This window comes from Azospirillum sp. B21 (assembly GCF_008364825.1).
Taxonomy (GTDB): Bacteria; Pseudomonadota; Alphaproteobacteria; order Azospirillales; family Azospirillaceae; genus Azospirillum.
Map to the genome: position 1 here is coordinate 123,030 of NZ_VTTO01000011.1, position 16,734 is coordinate 139,763.

At 68.3% G+C, this 16,734-nt stretch carries 20 protein-coding genes; 8 read left to right on the forward strand and 12 right to left on the reverse strand.

What is annotated here, in order from left to right:
* Window positions 1–8 precede the first annotated feature (8 nt).
* The 3 genes from FZ983_RS23165 to FZ983_RS23175 all read left to right on the forward strand — a co-directional run bounded on the left by FZ983_RS23165 (window position 9) and on the right by FZ983_RS23175 (window position 1,021).
* Window positions 9–383 (forward strand): hypothetical protein, encoded by a 375-nt coding sequence (locus FZ983_RS23165; RefSeq protein ID WP_149225847.1) that lies wholly within the window; start codon window positions 9–11, stop codon window positions 381–383.
* A gap of 90 nt (window positions 384–473) precedes the next feature.
* On the forward strand, window positions 474–743 hold the full coding sequence (locus FZ983_RS23170; RefSeq protein WP_188092467.1) for a DUF5985 family protein: 270 nt from the start codon (window positions 474–476) through the stop codon (window positions 741–743).
* The gene (locus FZ983_RS23175) at window positions 743–1,021 is read left to right on the forward strand and encodes a DUF5985 family protein (RefSeq protein WP_149225848.1); all 279 of its coding nucleotides are present in this window, start codon (window positions 743–745) and stop codon (window positions 1,019–1,021) included. Before FZ983_RS23170 ends, FZ983_RS23175 begins: the two co-directional genes overlap by 1 nt.
* A 4-nt stretch (window positions 1,022–1,025) precedes the next feature.
* On the opposite strand, the gene FZ983_RS23180 is transcribed toward FZ983_RS23175, so the two are convergent.
* The gene (locus FZ983_RS23180) at window positions 1,026–1,484 is read right to left on the reverse strand and encodes a hypothetical protein (RefSeq protein ID WP_247883932.1); all 459 of its coding nucleotides are present in this window, start codon (window positions 1,482–1,484) and stop codon (window positions 1,026–1,028) included.
* Window positions 1,485–1,675: 191 nt separating this feature from the next.
* On the opposite strand from FZ983_RS23180, the gene purT reads away from it, so the two are divergent.
* On the forward strand, window positions 1,676–2,845 hold the full coding sequence (purT, locus tag FZ983_RS23185) for a formate-dependent phosphoribosylglycinamide formyltransferase (RefSeq protein WP_149225849.1): 1,170 nt from the start codon (window positions 1,676–1,678) through the stop codon (window positions 2,843–2,845).
* A gap of 27 nt (window positions 2,846–2,872) precedes the next feature.
* Here the strand turns inward: purT and FZ983_RS23190 are convergent, their stop codons facing one another.
* The 6 genes from FZ983_RS23190 to FZ983_RS23215 all read right to left on the reverse strand — a co-directional run bounded on the left by FZ983_RS23190 (window position 2,873) and on the right by FZ983_RS23215 (window position 8,834).
* The gene (locus tag FZ983_RS23190) at window positions 2,873–4,108 is read right to left on the reverse strand and encodes an MFS transporter (RefSeq protein ID WP_149225850.1); all 1,236 of its coding nucleotides are present in this window, start codon (window positions 4,106–4,108) and stop codon (window positions 2,873–2,875) included.
* Entirely contained in the window at window positions 4,109–5,275 is a 1,167-nt protein-coding gene (locus FZ983_RS23195) for a thiolase family protein (RefSeq protein WP_149225851.1), read from the reverse strand.
* Window positions 5,276–5,444: 169 nt separating this feature from the next.
* Window positions 5,445–6,932: an AMP-binding protein gene (locus FZ983_RS23200; RefSeq protein WP_247883933.1), complete on the reverse strand. Its 1,488-nt coding sequence runs from the start codon at window positions 6,930–6,932 to the stop codon at window positions 5,445–5,447.
* A 4-nt stretch (window positions 6,933–6,936) separates the two neighbouring features.
* Window positions 6,937–7,485: a biotin transporter BioY gene (locus FZ983_RS23205; RefSeq protein WP_149225852.1), complete on the reverse strand. Its 549-nt coding sequence runs from the start codon at window positions 7,483–7,485 to the stop codon at window positions 6,937–6,939.
* Between the two features lie 27 nt (window positions 7,486–7,512).
* Entirely contained in the window at window positions 7,513–8,160 is a 648-nt protein-coding gene (locus FZ983_RS23210; protein WP_149225853.1) for an energy-coupling factor transporter transmembrane protein EcfT, read from the reverse strand.
* Complete coding sequence (locus FZ983_RS23215; protein WP_149225854.1) at window positions 8,160–8,834, reverse strand: ATP-binding cassette domain-containing protein; 675 nt, start codon at window positions 8,832–8,834, stop codon at window positions 8,160–8,162. Before FZ983_RS23215 ends, FZ983_RS23210 begins: the two co-directional genes overlap by 1 nt.
* 206 nt (window positions 8,835–9,040) lie before the next feature.
* Between FZ983_RS23215 and FZ983_RS23220 the strand changes: the two genes are divergently transcribed.
* Both FZ983_RS23220 and FZ983_RS23225 read left to right on the forward strand, forming a co-directional pair.
* On the forward strand, window positions 9,041–9,307 hold the full coding sequence (locus FZ983_RS23220; protein WP_149225855.1) for a type II toxin-antitoxin system prevent-host-death family antitoxin: 267 nt from the start codon (window positions 9,041–9,043) through the stop codon (window positions 9,305–9,307).
* Window positions 9,288–9,554 carry a Txe/YoeB family addiction module toxin gene (locus tag FZ983_RS23225; protein WP_149225856.1) on the forward strand — a complete coding sequence of 89 codons (267 nt, stop codon included), beginning with the start codon at window positions 9,288–9,290 and terminating at the stop codon, window positions 9,552–9,554. The genes FZ983_RS23220 and FZ983_RS23225 overlap by 20 nt, the downstream gene beginning before the upstream one ends.
* A 54-nt stretch (window positions 9,555–9,608) precedes the next feature.
* On the opposite strand, the gene FZ983_RS23230 is transcribed toward FZ983_RS23225, so the two are convergent.
* The 5 genes from FZ983_RS23230 to FZ983_RS23250 all read right to left on the reverse strand — a co-directional run bounded on the left by FZ983_RS23230 (window position 9,609) and on the right by FZ983_RS23250 (window position 13,575).
* On the reverse strand, window positions 9,609–10,436 hold the full coding sequence (locus FZ983_RS23230; RefSeq protein ID WP_282187029.1) for an amino acid ABC transporter ATP-binding protein: 828 nt from the start codon (window positions 10,434–10,436) through the stop codon (window positions 9,609–9,611).
* Entirely contained in the window at window positions 10,436–11,140 is a 705-nt protein-coding gene (locus FZ983_RS23235) for an amino acid ABC transporter permease (RefSeq protein ID WP_149225857.1), read from the reverse strand. Before FZ983_RS23235 ends, FZ983_RS23230 begins: the two co-directional genes overlap by 1 nt.
* 4 nt (window positions 11,141–11,144) lie before the next feature.
* Window positions 11,145–11,792 (reverse strand): amino acid ABC transporter permease, encoded by a 648-nt coding sequence (locus FZ983_RS23240; protein ID WP_149225858.1) that lies wholly within the window; start codon window positions 11,790–11,792, stop codon window positions 11,145–11,147.
* A gap of 73 nt (window positions 11,793–11,865) precedes the next feature.
* A complete protein-coding gene (locus FZ983_RS23245) occupies window positions 11,866–12,696 on the reverse strand; it encodes a transporter substrate-binding domain-containing protein (RefSeq protein ID WP_247883934.1) in 831 nt (276 codons plus the stop codon).
* A 66-nt stretch (window positions 12,697–12,762) separates the two neighbouring features.
* A complete protein-coding gene (locus FZ983_RS23250; protein ID WP_247883935.1) occupies window positions 12,763–13,575 on the reverse strand; it encodes a GntR family transcriptional regulator in 813 nt (270 codons plus the stop codon).
* Between the two features lie 211 nt (window positions 13,576–13,786).
* Between FZ983_RS23250 and FZ983_RS23255 the strand changes: the two genes are divergently transcribed.
* Together FZ983_RS23255 and FZ983_RS23260 are read left to right on the forward strand one after the other, a co-directional pair.
* A complete protein-coding gene (locus FZ983_RS23255) occupies window positions 13,787–15,073 on the forward strand; it encodes a paraquat-inducible protein A (RefSeq protein ID WP_247883936.1) in 1,287 nt (428 codons plus the stop codon).
* Window positions 15,066–16,733, forward strand: coding sequence for an MlaD family protein (locus FZ983_RS23260; RefSeq protein ID WP_149225860.1), 1,668 nt, complete (start codon window positions 15,066–15,068; stop codon window positions 16,731–16,733). The genes FZ983_RS23255 and FZ983_RS23260 overlap by 8 nt, the downstream gene beginning before the upstream one ends.
* Window position 16,734 lies beyond the last annotated feature (1 nt).

The window sequence follows — 16,734 nt, forward strand, 5'->3', positions numbered from 1 at the left end:
TTTGGTTCATGGTTTTGTCCGACGATGCGCTTGCCCTGCTTCGAAGCTCGATCCGTTCGGTCTGGGCGCTCGAACTTCTGCTTCTGCTGCGCCGGAACCCCGATCGCGACTGGTCGAACGCCGACCTCGTGCGGGAGTTGCGGGGCAGCGATGTGGTGGTGCAGGAGGCGCTTGGCGGTTTTCTGGGGGCCGGGCTGGTGGTGGCGCTGGCCGACGGCCGCCACCGCTACCATCCCGCGGCACCCGTCCTCGACCAATGGGTCGAGGAGATCGCGCAGGCCTATGCCACCCGTCCGTCCGCGGTCATCCGGGAGATCTTCGCGGCCCCCGGAAACAAGGTGCAGATTTTTGCCGATTCCTTCCGCTTCCGCCTCAACGACTGATGCCGGTGAATGACATGATCGCCGCTTTTCAATCCGACATCGTGGACCGATCCCCCTCTCCGCCCGGGAGAGCGGGGTGGGGGAGCTGACATGGACGTCGTGAAGTCGGCGGTCTATCTGCTGTGCTTTGCCGCCAGCCTGCTATGCATGGTCCTGCTGCTGCGCAGTTACCTGCGGTCGCGCAGCCGCCTTCTGCTGTGGAGCACGCTGTGCTTCGTCGGCCTGTCGATCAACAACCTCCTTCTGTTCATCGACGTCGTCGTCCTGCCGACCCAGGTCGACCTGCTGCCGCTTCGCCAGTTCTCCACCCTCGCCGGCCTGGGCGTCCTGCTCTATGGCTTCATCTGGGATACCGAGTGATGCTGCCGACGACATCCAGCTTCTTCACCGGGGCGATCGCAGCACTCTATGCGGTGGCCGGGCTGTTCTTCCTCAGCTTCTGGAAGCGGACACGCGACGCGCTGTTCGTCTCCTTCGCGCTGGCATTTACGCTGCTGGCGGTGAATCAGATCGTGCTGGCGCTCGGCGGGCTGGAGCGGGAAGAGCAGAGCTGGGTCTATCTGCTGCGGCTGCTGGCTTTCCTGCTGATCATCGCGGCCATCGTGCGGAAGAATCTGGAGGGGCGCCGCCGCAGCTGACGGCTCACTTCCGCCCGTCGCCGAAGCGGCGGCAGTCCCACTCGTCGGTGCCGGACTCCGCCCGGCCGCCGTTCGAGGTGCGGTAGCGCCCGTCGTCGCACTGGCCGTTGCCGGCATAGCGGCTGTAGCCGTCCCGGCCCCGTCCGCCGTAATGCCCGTTGCCGTAATGCCCGTTACTGTAATGATAGCCGTTGTCGGAGCCGCCGCGGCGGTGGTGGCGCCGGTCGCGCTCGTAATCCCGGTCGTCGTCATCGTCATCGCCGGCGGTCGCCGCCAGCACGCCCAGCCCGACCACCGCGGCGCCGAGCAGCAGGGCGCCCGTCATGTCGTCGTCGCCGTTTCCGGCGCAGCCCGGCAGGGCCAGCGACACCGCAAGGCAAGCGGCCAATACCGTCCTGCCGCCGAAGACTCCGCGCCGCACCGTCTCTTCCATCGCCGCCTCCCAGCATACGGGTACTTTCATGCATGAACACACAGGCGGAGTTTTTCATCCAGTACCATTATAATTTCATTTTAGAAATATTTGCCCTGCCTGGCTTTCGCTGTCCTGAACGCATGCCCGGGTGCTCACCACGGGGCTTGGCCCGGCCGGGATGAAGCCCTATGGTCGGCCTGCTGTCGCCGAAATGAGGCGCCAAAATGGGGAGTGCGTGGATGTTCACCGCCAGGATCCTGCTGCTCGGCTCCGGTGAGCTGGGCAAGGAATTCGTCATCGCCGCGAAGCGGCTGGGCTGCGAGGTCATCGCCTGCGACAGCTACGCCAACGCGCCTGCGATGCAGGTCGCCGACCGGGCGGAGGTGTTCTCCATGCTCGACGCCGACGCCCTGCGCGCCGCCATCGCGAAGCATCGCCCCGACTTCATCGTGCCGGAGGTGGAGGCGATCCGCACCGAGGTGCTGCACGAGTTCGAGGATGCCGGCACCACCGTCGTGCCCTCGGCCCGCGCCGCCACCATGACGATGAACCGTGATCGCATCCGCGAGGTCGCCGCAACGGAGCTCGGCCTGCGCACCTCGCGCTACCGCTATGCCGAAAGCCTGGACGAGGTCCGCGCCGGGGCGGAGCACACCGGCTTCCCCTGCGTCATCAAGCCGGTGATGTCGTCGTCGGGCAAGGGGCAGAGCACGGTTCAGGACTCCGCGGGCCTCGAAGCTGCCTGGGACTATGCAGTGGCCAACATGCGCGGCGACCGCCGCAAGGTGATCGTCGAGGAATTCGTACCCTTCGAATACGAGATCACGCTGCTGACCGTCCGCACCCGCGACGGCATCCTCTATTGCGAGCCGATCGGCCACCGGCAGGAACGCGGCGACTACCAGGAATCCTGGCAGCCGGTCGCCATGCCGCAGGCGATGCTGGACGACGCCAAGGCGATGGCGGCCCGCGTCGTCGACAATCTCGGCGGCTATGGCATCTTCGGCGTCGAGTTCTTCGTGACGGCCGACGAGGTCGTCTTCTCCGAGCTGTCGCCGCGCCCGCACGACACCGGCATGGTCACGCTGCTGTCGCAGAACCTGTCGGAATTCGAACTGCACGCCCGCGCCATCCTGGGCCTGCCGATCCCCAACATCGTCTGCCGTGCCCCCTCGGCCTCCGCCGTCATCCTGGCCGACCGCGAGGCGGAGAGCTTTCGCATCGAGGGGCTGGCCGATGCGCTGGGCCTGGGCAGTGCGGAGCAGGAGGTCGACGTCCGCCTGTTCGGCAAGCCGACCACCCGCAAGAACCGCCGCATGGGCGTGGCGCTGGCTAGCGGCACCGACACCGACGACGCGCGGGCGCGTGCCAAGCAGGCGGCGGACAAGGTGATGATCCGTTACCTGTAAAGGGAGCCGGGCGTGGGGCGGAGCGGCTTACCGCCCCAGCAGCCTGTCCACCCGCCGCAACGCTGGGAACATCGCCGCCCACAGCCCGGCCAGCCCGACCGCGCCGACGCCGCCAAGAACCACCGCCGGCACCGCCCCGACCATCGCGGCGACACTGCCGGATTCGAACTCGCCCAGTTGGTTGGACGCGCCGATGAACAGCGAGGTGACGGCACCGACACGGCCGCGCATCTCGTCGGGGGTGGACAGCTGGATCAGCGTCTGTCGGACGAACATGCTGACTTGGTCGGTGGCGCCGACCGCCAGCAAGGCGATAAAGGACAGCACGGGGTCGGCCGACAGACCGAAGGCGATGGTGGCGACGCCGAACCCCGCCACCGCGATCAGCATCCAGCGTCCGGCATGGCGCTTCACCCCCCACCGGGTGATGACCATCGCCATGGCGAGCGCTCCCAGCGCCGGGGCCGAGCGCAGCAGGCCGAGCCCCCATGGCCCGACGAACAGCACGTCGCGGGCATAGATCGGCAGCAGCGCCGTCGCACCGCCCAGCAGCACGGCGAACAGGTCGAGCGATATGGCACCCAGCATCTCCGGCCGGCTGCGGATGAAGGCGGCGCCGGCCAGCATGCTCGACAGGCTCATGGCGCGCTTGGTCATGGAGACCGGACGCGGACGGCAGGCGGCGATCAGCAGGACGGACAGCACCAGCATCGCCGTGCTGATGCCATAGACCGCCGCCGGGCCGGCGATGTAGAGCAGTCCGCCCAGCGCCGGGCCGGAGATCTGCGCCACCTGCACCCCTGACGATTGCCAAGCAACAGCGTTGGGCAGATCATCCAGCGGCACGGTAGCCGACAGGATCGCTTGGTTGGCGGGTCCCTCGAAGGACTTGGCGAGGCCGATCAGCGCCACCACGGCGAAGATCGCGTGCGGCGACAAGGCCCCCGCCATGGTCAGCAGGAACAGCGCGGCGACCGCCGTCATTTCGACGGACAGCGCGCCGAATAGCACCGTCTTGCGGTCGTTGTTGTCCACCACATGGCCGGCGACCAGCACCAGCGCCAGGGTGGGCAGGAACTGGAACAGCCCGACCAGCCCGAGGTCCAGCGGGTTGCCGGTCATGGCGTAGACCTGCCATCCGACCGCCACCACCTGCATCTGGATCGCCAGCATCGAACAGACCCGCGCGCACCAGAACAGGGCGAAGGCGCGGTGACGGAAGGCGGACCGGAAACTATCCCCGGCCGCGGGGGCACTGGTCATTCAAACTGGCTCCAGAAGTGTGGCGAGCCCCAGCCCGCCGCCGATGCCGAGCGTGGCGAGCCCCCGACGGGGCGATGTGCCCGCCAGTGGGAACAGCAACTCGGTGAAGAGGCGCGTCACCAGGATGGCGCCCGACGCGCCATAGGGATGACCAAGCGCCAGCGCGCCGCCGCCAACCGACACGCGCGATTGATCGATGCCCAGCGCGTCGAGGCTGGCCAGCACCTGGGCGGCGAAGGCCTCGTTGAACTCGATCAGGTCGATGTCGGCGACCGAAAGGCCGGGATTGCGGGTCAGCAGCTTGGCCACCGCCGGGATCGGGCCGGTGCCGAGCAGAGTCGGGTCCACCCCGGCCGCGGCGCTGTCCACCACCGCCAGCCCGTGGGTCAGGCCAAGCTCGCGGAACTTTCGCTCCGACACCACCGCCACAATGGCGGCACCGTCATTGACCGGGCAGGCGTTGCCGGCGGTCACGGTGCCGTCCGGTCGCAGGATGGGCCGCAGTGCCGCCAGTTTCTCGAGGCTTGTGTCGGCGCGCGGGCATTCATCGCGGTCGATGACGCGGCCATCGCGCAGGGTGAGCGGCACGATTTCCCGATCGAAGCGTCCGGCGGCTTGCGCGGTCACGGCCTTGCGGTGACTGTCCAGCGCGTAGCGGTCCTGGCGCGCGCGGTCGATGCCATAGACGGCTGCGACATTCTCCGCTGCCTCGATCATCGACGGGTCGCCGATCTCGTCGGGGGCGAAGCGGGCGCGGTCGTAGAAGGCCGGGCTGCGATAGAGGCTGGACGGCTTGGCGACGCGCCAGGGGGCGGTGCTGGTGCTCTCCACCCCGCCGGCCAGCACGACGTCGCAGGCGCCGGACTGCACCAGCCGGGCGGCGAGGTTGATCGCCTCCAGCCCGGACCCGCATTGCCGGTCCACCGTCACGCCCGGCACCGACACCGGCAAGCCCGCCGCCAGCGCCGACAGCCGCGCGACGTTGCCGCCGGGGCCAACGGCGTTGCCCAGCAGTACCTCGTCCACCTCCGCCAGCTCGATTCCGGCATCGGCAAGTACGGCGCGGATGACCGGCGCGGCGAGGCCCTCGACGGGCAGTTCGCGCAGGGCACCGCCGATGCGGCCGACGGGCGTGCGCCGGGCGGCGACGATGATTGGGCAAGTCATGCGCGGTTCCCTCCCGATTCCCCTCTCCCCCCCGGGGAGAGGGTTAAGGTGAGGGGGTTCCGCAGCTTGGATCTCTTCGGCTGATCCGGCGCTTCCCCCCACCCCGACCCTCCCCCGCTGGGCGGGGGAGGGGGATTGGCGTCGGGTCGGTTAAGTCGACGCACGACTGTCACTTCACCACCTCCAGCCCACCGGCCTTCGCCCGTTCGCGCACATCGCCGCGGGCGATCTTGCCGCTGCCGGTCAGGGGCATGTCGGCCGCCGCGAAGACGTGCCGCGGCGCCTTATAGGCCTCCAGCCGCTCCTGGCACCAGCCGCGCAGGTCGGCCAGCGACGCGCGCCCGGGTCCGCGCCACCACACCACGGCGGAAAGGGCGTCGCCCCAATAGAGATCGGGCAGGCCGAACACCACCGCCTCCGCAACCGCGGGATGGGCGCGCAAGGCCGCTTCGACCTCCGCCGGGTAGACGTTCAGGCCACCGGTGATGACCAAGTCGCCAGCCCGTCCGACCAGCCGCAGCCAGCCCTCGCCATCGATCCAGCCGTAATCGCCGACCGTGCCCCAGCCGTCCCGCTCGCGATAGCCGGCGCCATCGGCGGCGCCGAGATAGCCGTCGCTCAGCATGCCGCTCCGCACCCAGACGGTGCCGGGCCGGCCGCGCTCCACCGAGTTGCCGTCGTCATCACGCAGGCTCAGCTCCACCCCGTGGAAGGGCCGGCCGACGCTGTCCGCGGGAGCGCCCTCGCGGGACGAGCGCAGGCTGACGAAGCTCAGTTCCGATGCGCCGTAATATTCCAGCACCGCGGCATCCGGGCACAGCGCCGCCAGCCGGTCATGCACCGCCGGGGCAAGCTTGGCGCCGGAGCTGATCACCCGGCGCAGGGTTGGGAATTGCCGGCCATCACGTTCCGCCGCGTCGAGGATGCCGACCAGCATCGTCGGCACCAGCACCAGCGTGGTGACGCCGGATTCCGCCAGTTGCATGGCCGCGTCGGTGGCGTCGAATTTCGGCTGCACCCGGATCGTGGCGCCGGCCGACAGCCCTTCCACCGCGCCATAGAGGCCGAGGCCATGGACGAGCGGCCCCGGCACCAACACGACATCGTCGGGTCCGATCCCGAACTCCACCCGGCTCGCCTCCAGCGTCGCCAGCCAGGAGCCCTGGTTGCGGATGAAGGCCTTCGGCCGCCCGGTGGTGCCGGAGGTGAAGCCGACCAGGAAGGGAGTCTTCGGGTCGACCGCCGGAATGCTCCAGTCCGCCGGCTGTGCGGCAATCCAGGCGGCGGCGGTCTCCGTCGTCAGGTGCAGGTCGGGGCGGAAGGTTTCGAGCGCGGCGGCGGTCTGCGCCGCGCTCCATTTCGGGTCGAACAGCCCGACGGTCCCGCCGGCCGCGACGATGCCGAAGAACAGCGCCGGCAGCTCCGCCCGGTTGCCGAGGCCGAGCGCCACGCGCGGCGGCTCACCCCCGGTCCGCAAGGCTGCCACTCCGGCCCCGGTCCGCCGCACCCGATCCAACAGGGCGGCATAGGACACGGCGACGCCATCGAACATCAGGGCGGGATGGTCAGCGCTGCGCCCGGCGGCCAGCGCGAAGGGGCGGGCGAGGTTGTCCGCCCCAAGATAGCCGACGCTCAAGGACGGTCGATCAGTCGCCATTCTCTCAGGCATGGATCGGCAGGATGCCGGCGCGGCGGACGCCGGCCGCGGCGACGGCGGCGACGCCGGCCTTGATCAGGTCACCCGGCACGAAGGCCAGCGAGCCGAAGACCGCCTTGTCGATCGGCAGGCCGGCGACCAGCCAAAGCCAGGGAATTCCGCCGGCATAGACGACCAGAATCCCGCCGACGACGCTGACCGCGAACAGGCGGATGGGATTGGCGCCGGTCGCGAAACGCTCCGCCAGCCAGCCGGTGACGAAGGCGGCCAGCGGGAAGGCCAGTACGAAGCCACCGGTCGGCCCCATCAGCACGCCGATGCCGCCGCGCCCGCCGGCCAGCAGCGGCAGGCCTGCAGCGACCAGCAGCACGAACAGCAATGCTGCGATGCCGCCGCGCTTGGCGCCCAGGATGGTGCCGGCCAGCATGACGCCCAGCGTCTGCGCGGTGATCGGAACCGGCAGGAAACCAAGCGGGATCGGCGGCGCCATGCCAAGCCCGCCCAGCAGGGCGGCGAACAGGGCGCAGAGGACGAGGTCGCGGGTGGACAGCATTGCGGACGCTTCCTTCGGCTGGTGACGTTATCGTTGTGTAGCGTTTTTTGATGGGGCTTCTGATCCGGAGTCTGCCGGATCGTAACCGCGTGCTTCCAATGCGGCGGTCAGATCATCGGCCATGGTGAGGATCTTGACCAGCAGCGGAACGAACAGGGCGGCTATGTTGCGCTCGACTCCGCGGGCGCGCTGGGCCATCCGCACCTCGCGCACCTGCTCGCCCAGCAGCGGGATGAAGCGGATGGTCAGGGCCAGCATCAGCGCCATCTTGGCCGGGTTGAACCCGACAGGGCGCAGAAGGCCGAACAGCCGCTCGAACAGATCGACCATGTCCATCACGCGCGTGGTCAGCGTGACCAGGGTTGCAAGCAGGATCAGGGCGGCGAAACGGGCGACGGCGACCGCAGTTTCCTCCCACCCGCCGCCGGACAGCAGGGCCTGGAAGCCGAACAGCAGGGTCAGCATGACGACCGGCGCTCGCAGTTCCCTCAGCACCCGCCCGGCCGGCAGCCGTGCCGCCGCCAGCACCAGGGCGCCGATCAGCCCGGCGGCCGCTGCCCCCCATGCACCGGGCAGCGCCAGAACGATGATGGTCACCAGCAGCAGCCCACCCAGCTTCGCCCCCGCCGGCAGGCGGTGGATGACCGACTCCCGATGCAGGTAGAGCCCCAGCATCAGCCGAGCCGCTCGATGTAGGCCGGCACGGCGTCGGATGGCGGCCCATCCGCCACGACGCGGCCATCCTCCAGCACCAGCGCCCGGTCGAAGTCCTTCACCATGTCCAGGTCGTGGGTGACGACGATCACCGTCTGCGGCAGTCCGCGCAGCAGTTCGATCACCTTGCGGCGGTTGCGCAGGTCGAGCAGCGTCGTCGGCTCGTCGAAGATCACATAGGCCGGTTCCAGCACCAGCACCCCGGCGATGGCGAGCAGCTGCTTCTCGCCGCCGCTCATCTGGTGGGCAGGCTGGTGGCGGTAGCGGTCGAGGCCGTAGCGGTCCAGCGCCCCGGCGACGCGGCGGGCGATCTCGTCCTTCGGCAGCTTGCGCGCCTTCAGCCCGAAGGCGATGTCCTCCTCCACCGTTGGATAGACGATCTGGGTGTCGGGATTCTGGAAGACGAAGCCGACCCGCTGGCGCACCGCGCGCCCGTCGGTCCGCGTGTCGAGCCCGTCGACGGCGACGCTGCCGGCGGTCGGCACGATCAGCCCGTTCAGCAGCCGCGCCAGCGTGCTCTTGCCCGAGCCGTTGCCGCCGAGAATGGCGATGCGCCGCTCCGCCAGCCGCAGCGTCAGGTCATGCAGGACGGGACGGTCGCCATAGGCGTGGGTGACGGACCGGAGTTCGATCATCGACGGTAGCGGGGCTTTCGCATTGCAGTTCTGTTGCGCGTGCGAAAGGTTCTTAGCCGGTTTGCGGACGGGGTTCCAGGGGAGAGCGTGGCTATGATGGACTGCACTTGATTTCTGTCCATATTTCTGTACATTCAGTCAGCGACGTCGGGCTCCCGCGGTGTACCGGATCCTGCGCTGTCGCCCTCACTAAGTAGGCACCTAGCATGGGACACATCAGCTACACCGACCTCAGAAACAATCTTGCCAGCGTAATGGACGAGGTCTGTGACAGCCGCGCGCCGCTGACCGTCACCCGTCAGAAGGGACGGTCGGTGGTGATGATTTCCGAAGAAGAGTTCGAAGGTCTGATGGAGACGCTTCATCTCCTGAAAAGTCCGAAGAATGCGGAGCGGCTGCTCAAGGGCATCGCCCAACTTGATGCTGGCAAAGGCATCGAGCGGAACATTCTGAATGAAGAAGGTTTGGACTGACGGCGCTTGGGAGGATTATTTATACTGGCAGAAGAATGACCGGTCTGTGTTGAAGAAGGTCAACGACCTGATCCGAGACGCGGAACGGAATCCGTTTTCAGGGCTGGGCAAGCCTGAACCCCTGAAGGAGGGGCTTGCCGGCTGGTGGTCGCGCCGCATCACGGGCGAACATCGGCTGGTCTATCGGGTGACCGGGAGCGGTGCCTCCCAAGCACTCGAAATACTGGCCTGCCGGTATCACTACTGAGTCGCCATGAAGGCCGCCCCCGAAGGGCGGCCTTTTCTCTCCCAGGATCAGCCGTCAAAAACTGTTCCGCTCGTGATACGTCTGCAGGAACTGCTGCACCCGCGGTTCCGTGGATTCGTGGAAGACCTCGCGCGGGGTGCCGAAGGCAGCGATGCGGCCGTGGTCGAGGAAGGCCACCTTGTCGGCGACGTTGGCGGCGAAGCCCATCTCGTGGGTCACCACCACCATGGTCATGCCGTCGGCCGCCAGATCGCGCATGACCTGCAGCACCTCGCCCACCAGTTCGGGGTCGAGTGCCGAGGTCGGCTCGTCGAACAGCATCAGGTGGGGTTCCATCGCGATGACGCGGGCGATGGCGACGCGCTGCTGCTGGCCGCCGGACAGGCGGGCGGGATAGCTGTCGGCCTTGGCGGCCAGACCGACGCGGTCCAGCATACGGCGGGCATGGGCGCCCGCTGCGGCCTTGTCCATGCCGCGGACCTGCACCAGGGCCTCGGCCACATTCTCCAGCGCCGTCATGTGGGGCCACAGGTTGAACTGCTGGAACACCATGCCGACGTTGCGGCGCAAACTCCGCAGGTCGCGGTTCGACAGGCGGCGGCGCGGCGTCTCTTCGGTGTAGCCGACCAGCTTGCCCTCGATGCGGATCTCGCCGCGGTCGTAGACCTCCAGGAAGTTGACGCAGCGCAGCAGCGTGCTCTTCCCCGATCCGCTGGGGCCGATCAGGCAGACGACCTCCGACTTGTTTACGGTCAGGTCAATGTCGCGCAGCACCTCGTTGGTGCCGAAGCTCTTGCTGACGCCACGGATGGAGACCATCGGCGCGGCATCGCCGGCCATCGCGGAATGGGGCGAGGTGGCGGTTTCGGAAACGGTGGTCATCACGCCCTCGCGGTTGCGGTCTGGGTCGAGGATCCCTGCGGCGACGCATGGGTCAGGAAACGGGTGACGCGGGCCTCCAGCCGGCGGCCCAGGCGCGACACCACCTCCACCAGCAGCCAGTAGAACAGCGCCATGCCGACGATGGTCTCGAAGGTGGCGAAGGTCTCCGCCGCCATCGTCTGCATCTCGTACATCAATTCCGGCACGGTGATGATCGACAGCACCACCGTCTCCTTGGTCAGGATCGCCATCATGTTGACGATGGACGGGATGGTCGACACCAGCATGGCCGGCACGATCACCCGGCGCAGGATGGAACCGTAGGACATGCCGAGGCTGAGCGCCGCCTCCACCTGCCCCTTCGGCACCGCCTGATAGCCGGCGCGGAAGATCTCGGCGAAATAGGCGCTGCCATAGATGCCGAGGCCGAGGATGCCGGCCGCCGTCGCCTCCAGCCGCAGGCCGATGGACGGGCCGCCGCTGTAGAGCAGGAACAGTTGGATCAGGAAGGGCGTGCCGCGGATCACCTCGATATAGGCGCGGATGACCCACCGCAGCGGCTTCACCGGGATCTGGCGCAGCAGCATCAGGATGAAACCCAGCACCATGCCGATGAGGCAGCCGGCGCCCCAGCACAGGATGGTGACGCCGAAGCCGCGCAGCAGCGCCGGGCCGTACTGGACGAGAAGGGAAAGGTCCAACATCGCATCAGGCCTGTTGCAGGCGGCGTTCAACCAGCGTGCCGAACAGGGCCAGCGCGCCGTTGATCGCCAGATAGATGACGCCGGCCGCGAGATAAATCTCAAGCGGGCGGTAGTTGGCGGCCGAAATGGTCTGGCTGGTCCGCGTCAGCTCCGCCACCCCGACGACGGAGATCAGCGAGGACGCCTTCAGCAGCAGGATCAGTTCGTTGACCAGGGCCGGCACCGAGATGCGGAAGGCCTGCGGAAGCAGGATGCGCGTCCAGATCGACCGGTCGGGGAAGCCCAGCGCCAGCGCCGCCTCCGACTGGCCGTGCGGGACGGCGTTCAGCGCGCCGCGGTAGATCTCCGACACGTAGGCGCCCGATGCGAGGCCGAGGGCTGCGATGGAGGCGACCAGCGGAGGCACGTCGATGCCGATCAGCGGCAGCATGTAGTAGATCAGCAGAAGCTGGATCAGCAGCGGCACGCCGCGGAAGAAGCTGACATAGACGCCGCCGGCCATGTCCGCCGCCCGGCCGCCGGACTGCCGCGCCACGCAGACGGCAAGGCCGATCACCTGCCCCAGCAGCACGCCGAGCAGCGAGACCCAGACGGTCGTGACGGCCGCCCCCAGCAGATGGGGAAGGGCGTCGATGATGACGCTGAACTTCATGGATGGGCCTTCAATTCCGGCGAAGCCGCGATCCATCCCCCCTCCATGGGGAGAGGGGATGGTCCGCTCTACCTTACAGCTGCGGTTCCGGAACGGTGGTCGGCAGTTCCTGCGAAACGCCGAACCACTTCTTCTGGATGGTCGCCATGCGGCCGTCCTTCTGGATCTTCACGAGAGCGGCGTTCACCGCTTCGATCAGGCTCTTGTCGTCGTCGCTGAGGCGGCCGACCCACGAGAAGTAGGAGGGCTTGCCGAAGGGCGGCAGAACGACGGCGAAGGTCTCCTTGCGCTGGGCGGCGGCGAAGGCCAGGTTCGGCAGCGAATTGACCGAGGCGTCGATGCGGCCGGCGGCCAGATCGGCGTAGGACTGGTTGCTGTCGACATATTCGCGCACGTCCGGCGGGGTCGGCAGGGTCTGGCCGAACTCCTTGACCTGCGCCAGCTGCGAGGTGCCCTTGCCGCCGCCGACCTTCTTGCCGGCGATGTCTTCCGGCTTGTTGATGCTCTTGTCGTCGGCGCGCTTCATCATCGCGGCGGTCGCCTCGGAAATCGGAACGGTGAAGGCGTAGCGCTTCATGCGTTCCTTCGTGATCGTCACCGGGGCGATGACCAGATCGAACTTCTTGGCTTCAAGGCCGGGCAGGACGCTGGTCCAGGGCAGGTCGATGTGCTTGGCCTTGACGCCCAACTCCTTCGCCACCTCGTCGATCAGGTCGCGGTCGACGCCCTTGTATTCGTTGTTCTCGAGGAAGTCGAAGGGCGGGAACTGCATCTCGGTGGCGACGGTGAGCACACCGGCCTTCTTCACGTCGGCCAGCGTGTCGGCCATCGCCGTGCCGGCGGCGGCACCGGTCACCAGCAGCGTGGCGCCGAGCAGCGCCGCCTTGAACATCGTCCGAACCATACCCTTGCTCTCCATCGTGAGTGGTCCCCTGTCGTGGCCGGCCGACCGTGGCCGGTCCTTTTGTGTTTACAAATTCAACTCGGTCGCGCTGTCGGTGATCGACGAACCGCTGAGGCTGAACCGGTCGCCGACCGAGAGGAAATGAACCAGCGTCACCGGCCGGCTGAGATGCATGGTCTGCCTCCGGATCGACAGGCAGGCCGCCCCGGCCTCCACCCCCAGCAGCGCCGCCATCTCCGCCGTTGCGTTGACCGCGCGTACCGTGTGGTCGGCCGACGACCAGGGCACCCGGTCGACCAGCCAGCGGCTGGGCGCCACGCTGTCGAACGGCTCCTCCGCCACTTCCGGAACGGCGTCGAGGTTGACAAGGCGGCGTTCGTGCTGGATTGGCGTCCCGTCGCTGAAATGCAGGCATTCCAGCGCCAGGATCGGTGTGCCGTCCGGCAGATCCGGCCAGCGGATACCCTGTCCGTTGTTGAGGCTCTTGCGTTCGCGGATGCGGAACTCGTAAACATGGCCCTCCCGCGCGACGACGTCGCCGATGTCCTCGATTGGCAGGGCGAAGCGGTCGCGGCGGCCGGTGGCGACGAAGGTCCCGGCACGGCGGCGGCGGACGAGGAATCCCTCCCGCGCCAGCAATGCGATGGCCTTGTGCACGGTCTGGCGGGAGACGCCGTAGAGGCTCGACAACTCCGCCTCGTTGGGGAGGCGTTGGCCGGCCTGCCAGCGACCCCGCAGGATCTGCCCGGCGACGGCGCGCTTGATCTGGTCGAACAGCGCGCCGCGGCCGTCGAGGGTGAGGTCGTCCCGTGCCGGGCCCGCCGACGTCGAAGCCGGTCCGCCAACGCGGTCCTGTCCGGTCAGGCCTTGCCGTGCCACCCCCTGCACCCCGCTCTCCGCGCCGCGATGTGACGTTTCCGCGATAATGTATGTACATAATCTTACGGTCAATCGCCAATTCCCGGTCCGGCAGTCGGTATTGCTGCAATGCGGCGGAAAACCGCCTACTCCGTTCGCCGGGGCTTGCGCAACTGCCCGAAAAAGCCAATTGGAGTGTGGGATTTACGATAAAGTCGGTTCGGGCGCGTGCATGTCGATGTGGCAGGGCAAGGTCGGGTTGAAGGAGCATCGGGCGACGGTTCGGGACGATCTGGTTGGCTGTCCGGATTGCGGGCGGCTTCACCGGGTCCGTGAATTGCCCCGCGGCGGCCGGGCCGTCTGCACCCGGTGCGGCGCTCTGCTGTACCGGCATGTGGCGGGTGGGGTGCATCATGCCTTGCCGATGGCGCTGACCGCGCTGCTGCTGCTGGGATTGATCGCCGTCAATCCGCTGATGGCGGTTCATATCCAGGGCAACGACCGCGCCGGTCTGGTCACGACCGGGTTGGAGGCGCTGGCCGACCAGGGGATGTGGCCGCTGTCGCTGCTGGTCGGGGTGCTGGTGCTGGGCGCGCCGGTGGTCCGCGTGGTGGGGGTAATCGCCGTACTGCTTCGCCTGCACGGCGGTCGCCCGCCGGAATCGCCGCGTTCGACCGCGCGGCTGTTCGCCTTGACCGAGTCCCTGCGCCCCTGGGCGATGCTGGATGTCTTCCTGCTCGGCCTGCTGGTCGGCTATTCCAAGCTCTACGGCTTCGCCAATGCGGAACTGCTGACCGGCGGGCTGGCGCTCGGCGGCTATGTGTTGGCGATCACTGCGATGGACCAGGGGCTCGACCGCCGGGCGCTGTGGTCAGCTATCGACCATGTGCCTGCAGACCCTTCGCCGCCGCCGCAGCGCTGGGTCGCCTGCCCGGTCTGCCAGCGGGTCCACGGCCATGACCATGAGCCCCCGCCGCACCGCTGCACCCGCTGCGGCAGCCGCATGCATGCGCGGGAACCCGACAGCCTGGGGCGGACCGCGGCGCTGGTGGCGACCAGCGCCATCCTCTATGTGCCGGCCAACCTGCTGCCGGTGATGACCGTCGTCAATTTCGGCCAGGGCGACCCCAGCACGATCCTGGGCGGGGTGGGGGAACTGGCCGGGTCCGGCATGTGGCCGCTGGCCCTGCTGGTCTTCGTCGCCAGCATCGCGGTGCCGCTGCTAAAGCTTGGCGGGCTGGCGTGGTTCGTCGTTGCCGCTTGGCGCGGATCGGCCGCGCGGCTGCAGGGTCGGACCCGGCTCTATCGTTTCATCGACGCCATCGGGCGCTGGTCCAATGTGGACGTATTCATGATCGCCATCCTCACGGCACTGGTGCAGTTCGGCGCCGTCGCCTCCGTCCGCGCCGATTCCGGCGCGATCGCCTTCGCCGCCGTGGTCATCCTGACCATGCTGGCAAGCCACGTCTTCGACCCGCGCGTGATGTGGGACCGGGCGGACGGGGTGCGGCATGACTGACGCCGGCCAGCCGACACCTCAGCACCCGCCCGAGGTGGCTGTATCGACGCGCCGCAGGCTGTCCTTCCTGTGGCTGCTGCCGCTGGTGGCGGCGCTGATCGCCGGCTGGCTCGGGTGGCGCTGGCTGGAGGATCGCGGCCCGCAGATCGTCATCACCTTCCAGTCCGGCGACGGGCTGGAGGCCGGGCGGACCCGCATCAAGCACAAGAACGTCGATCTCGGCGTGATCGAGTCGGTCCGCCTGTCCGACGACCTGTCCCAAGTGATCGCCACCGCCCGCATGGACCGCACCGCCGGCCGCCATCTGAAGGAGGGAACCCGCTTCTGGGTGGTGGCACCGCGCCTCAGCCTGGGCGGGGTTTCCGGCCTGAGCACGGTGGTCTCCGGCACCTATGTGGAGATGGAGCCCGGCGGAGGCGAGGACCGGCGCGAGTTCGACGCGCTCGACGAGCCGCCGGTGATCCGCGCCGACGTGCCGGGCCGCAGCTTCTCCTTGAAAGCGGAACAGCTGGGATCGCTGGCGCAGGGGTCGCCCGTCTATTTCCGCGGCGTCCAGGTGGGCGAGGTGATGGGCTACAACCTGTCGCCGCAGGATCGAACGGTGTCGGTCTCCGTCTTCGTCCGCGCGCCCTATGAGGGGCTGGTGCGGGAGGGGAGCCGGTTCTGGCGGTCGTCGGGCATCCAGTTCACCGCCGGAGCGGAGGGGCTCAAGTTCCAGACGGAATCGCTGAAGACGTTGGCGCTGGGCGGCGTGGTGCTGGAAACCCCACCCGATCCGGAGGCGGGAGAGCAGGCGAAGGACTGGTCGACCTTCACCCTCTATGAGGATCAGGCGACGGCCGCCGCTGCGCGCGACCGGCTGCGCGTGCGCTATCGGCTGGAGTTCCCCGGCTCGGTCCAAGGCCTGCAGGCGGGGGCGCCGGTGCTGATGCGCGGACTGACGGTCGGGCATGTGGCCGCCGTCCGGCTGGAGTATGACGAGGCGACGCAGGAACTGCGCATTCCCGTCGACATCGATTTCGAGCCCGATCTCGTCGCCCGGACCTATTCCGTCGTCGACGGCAAGCCGATGGACGAGGCGACCGTCCGCAAGCTGATCGCCACCCAGGTGGACAAGGGACTGCGCGCCCGTCTGGCGTCCGGAAACCTGCTGACCGGGCAGAAGCTGGTGTCCTTCGACTATGCGCCGGGTGTGCCGCCTGCGCCGGGGTCGGAACGGTCGGAACTGCCGACCGTGGCATCCAGCGATCTCGATTCGATCATGGCGTCGGCGGGCGTGGTGATGGAGAAGGTCTCCGCCCTGCCGCTGGACGCGCTAATCGCCGATCTGCGCGGCACGCTGCAGTCGGTCGGCGGCCTCGCCGGATCGCCGGATCTCGCGCGCTCCCTTGCGGCGCTCGCAAAGGCGCTGGGCAGCGCCGACGCGCTGATGCGCGATGCCGACCGCCAGCTGCCGGATCTGGTGAAGAGCCTGCGCGGGGTGGCTACCGCTGCGCAGGGAACGCTGAACAGCGCCAACGGCTTGCTGGGCGGTGGCGGCGGGCAGGCCGATCTGGCGGGGGTAATGCGGCAATTGAACGACGCCGCGCGGTCCTTCCGCGTGCTGGCCGACTATCTGGAACGCCACCCGGAGGCATTGCTCCGGGGCAAGAGACCGTAAG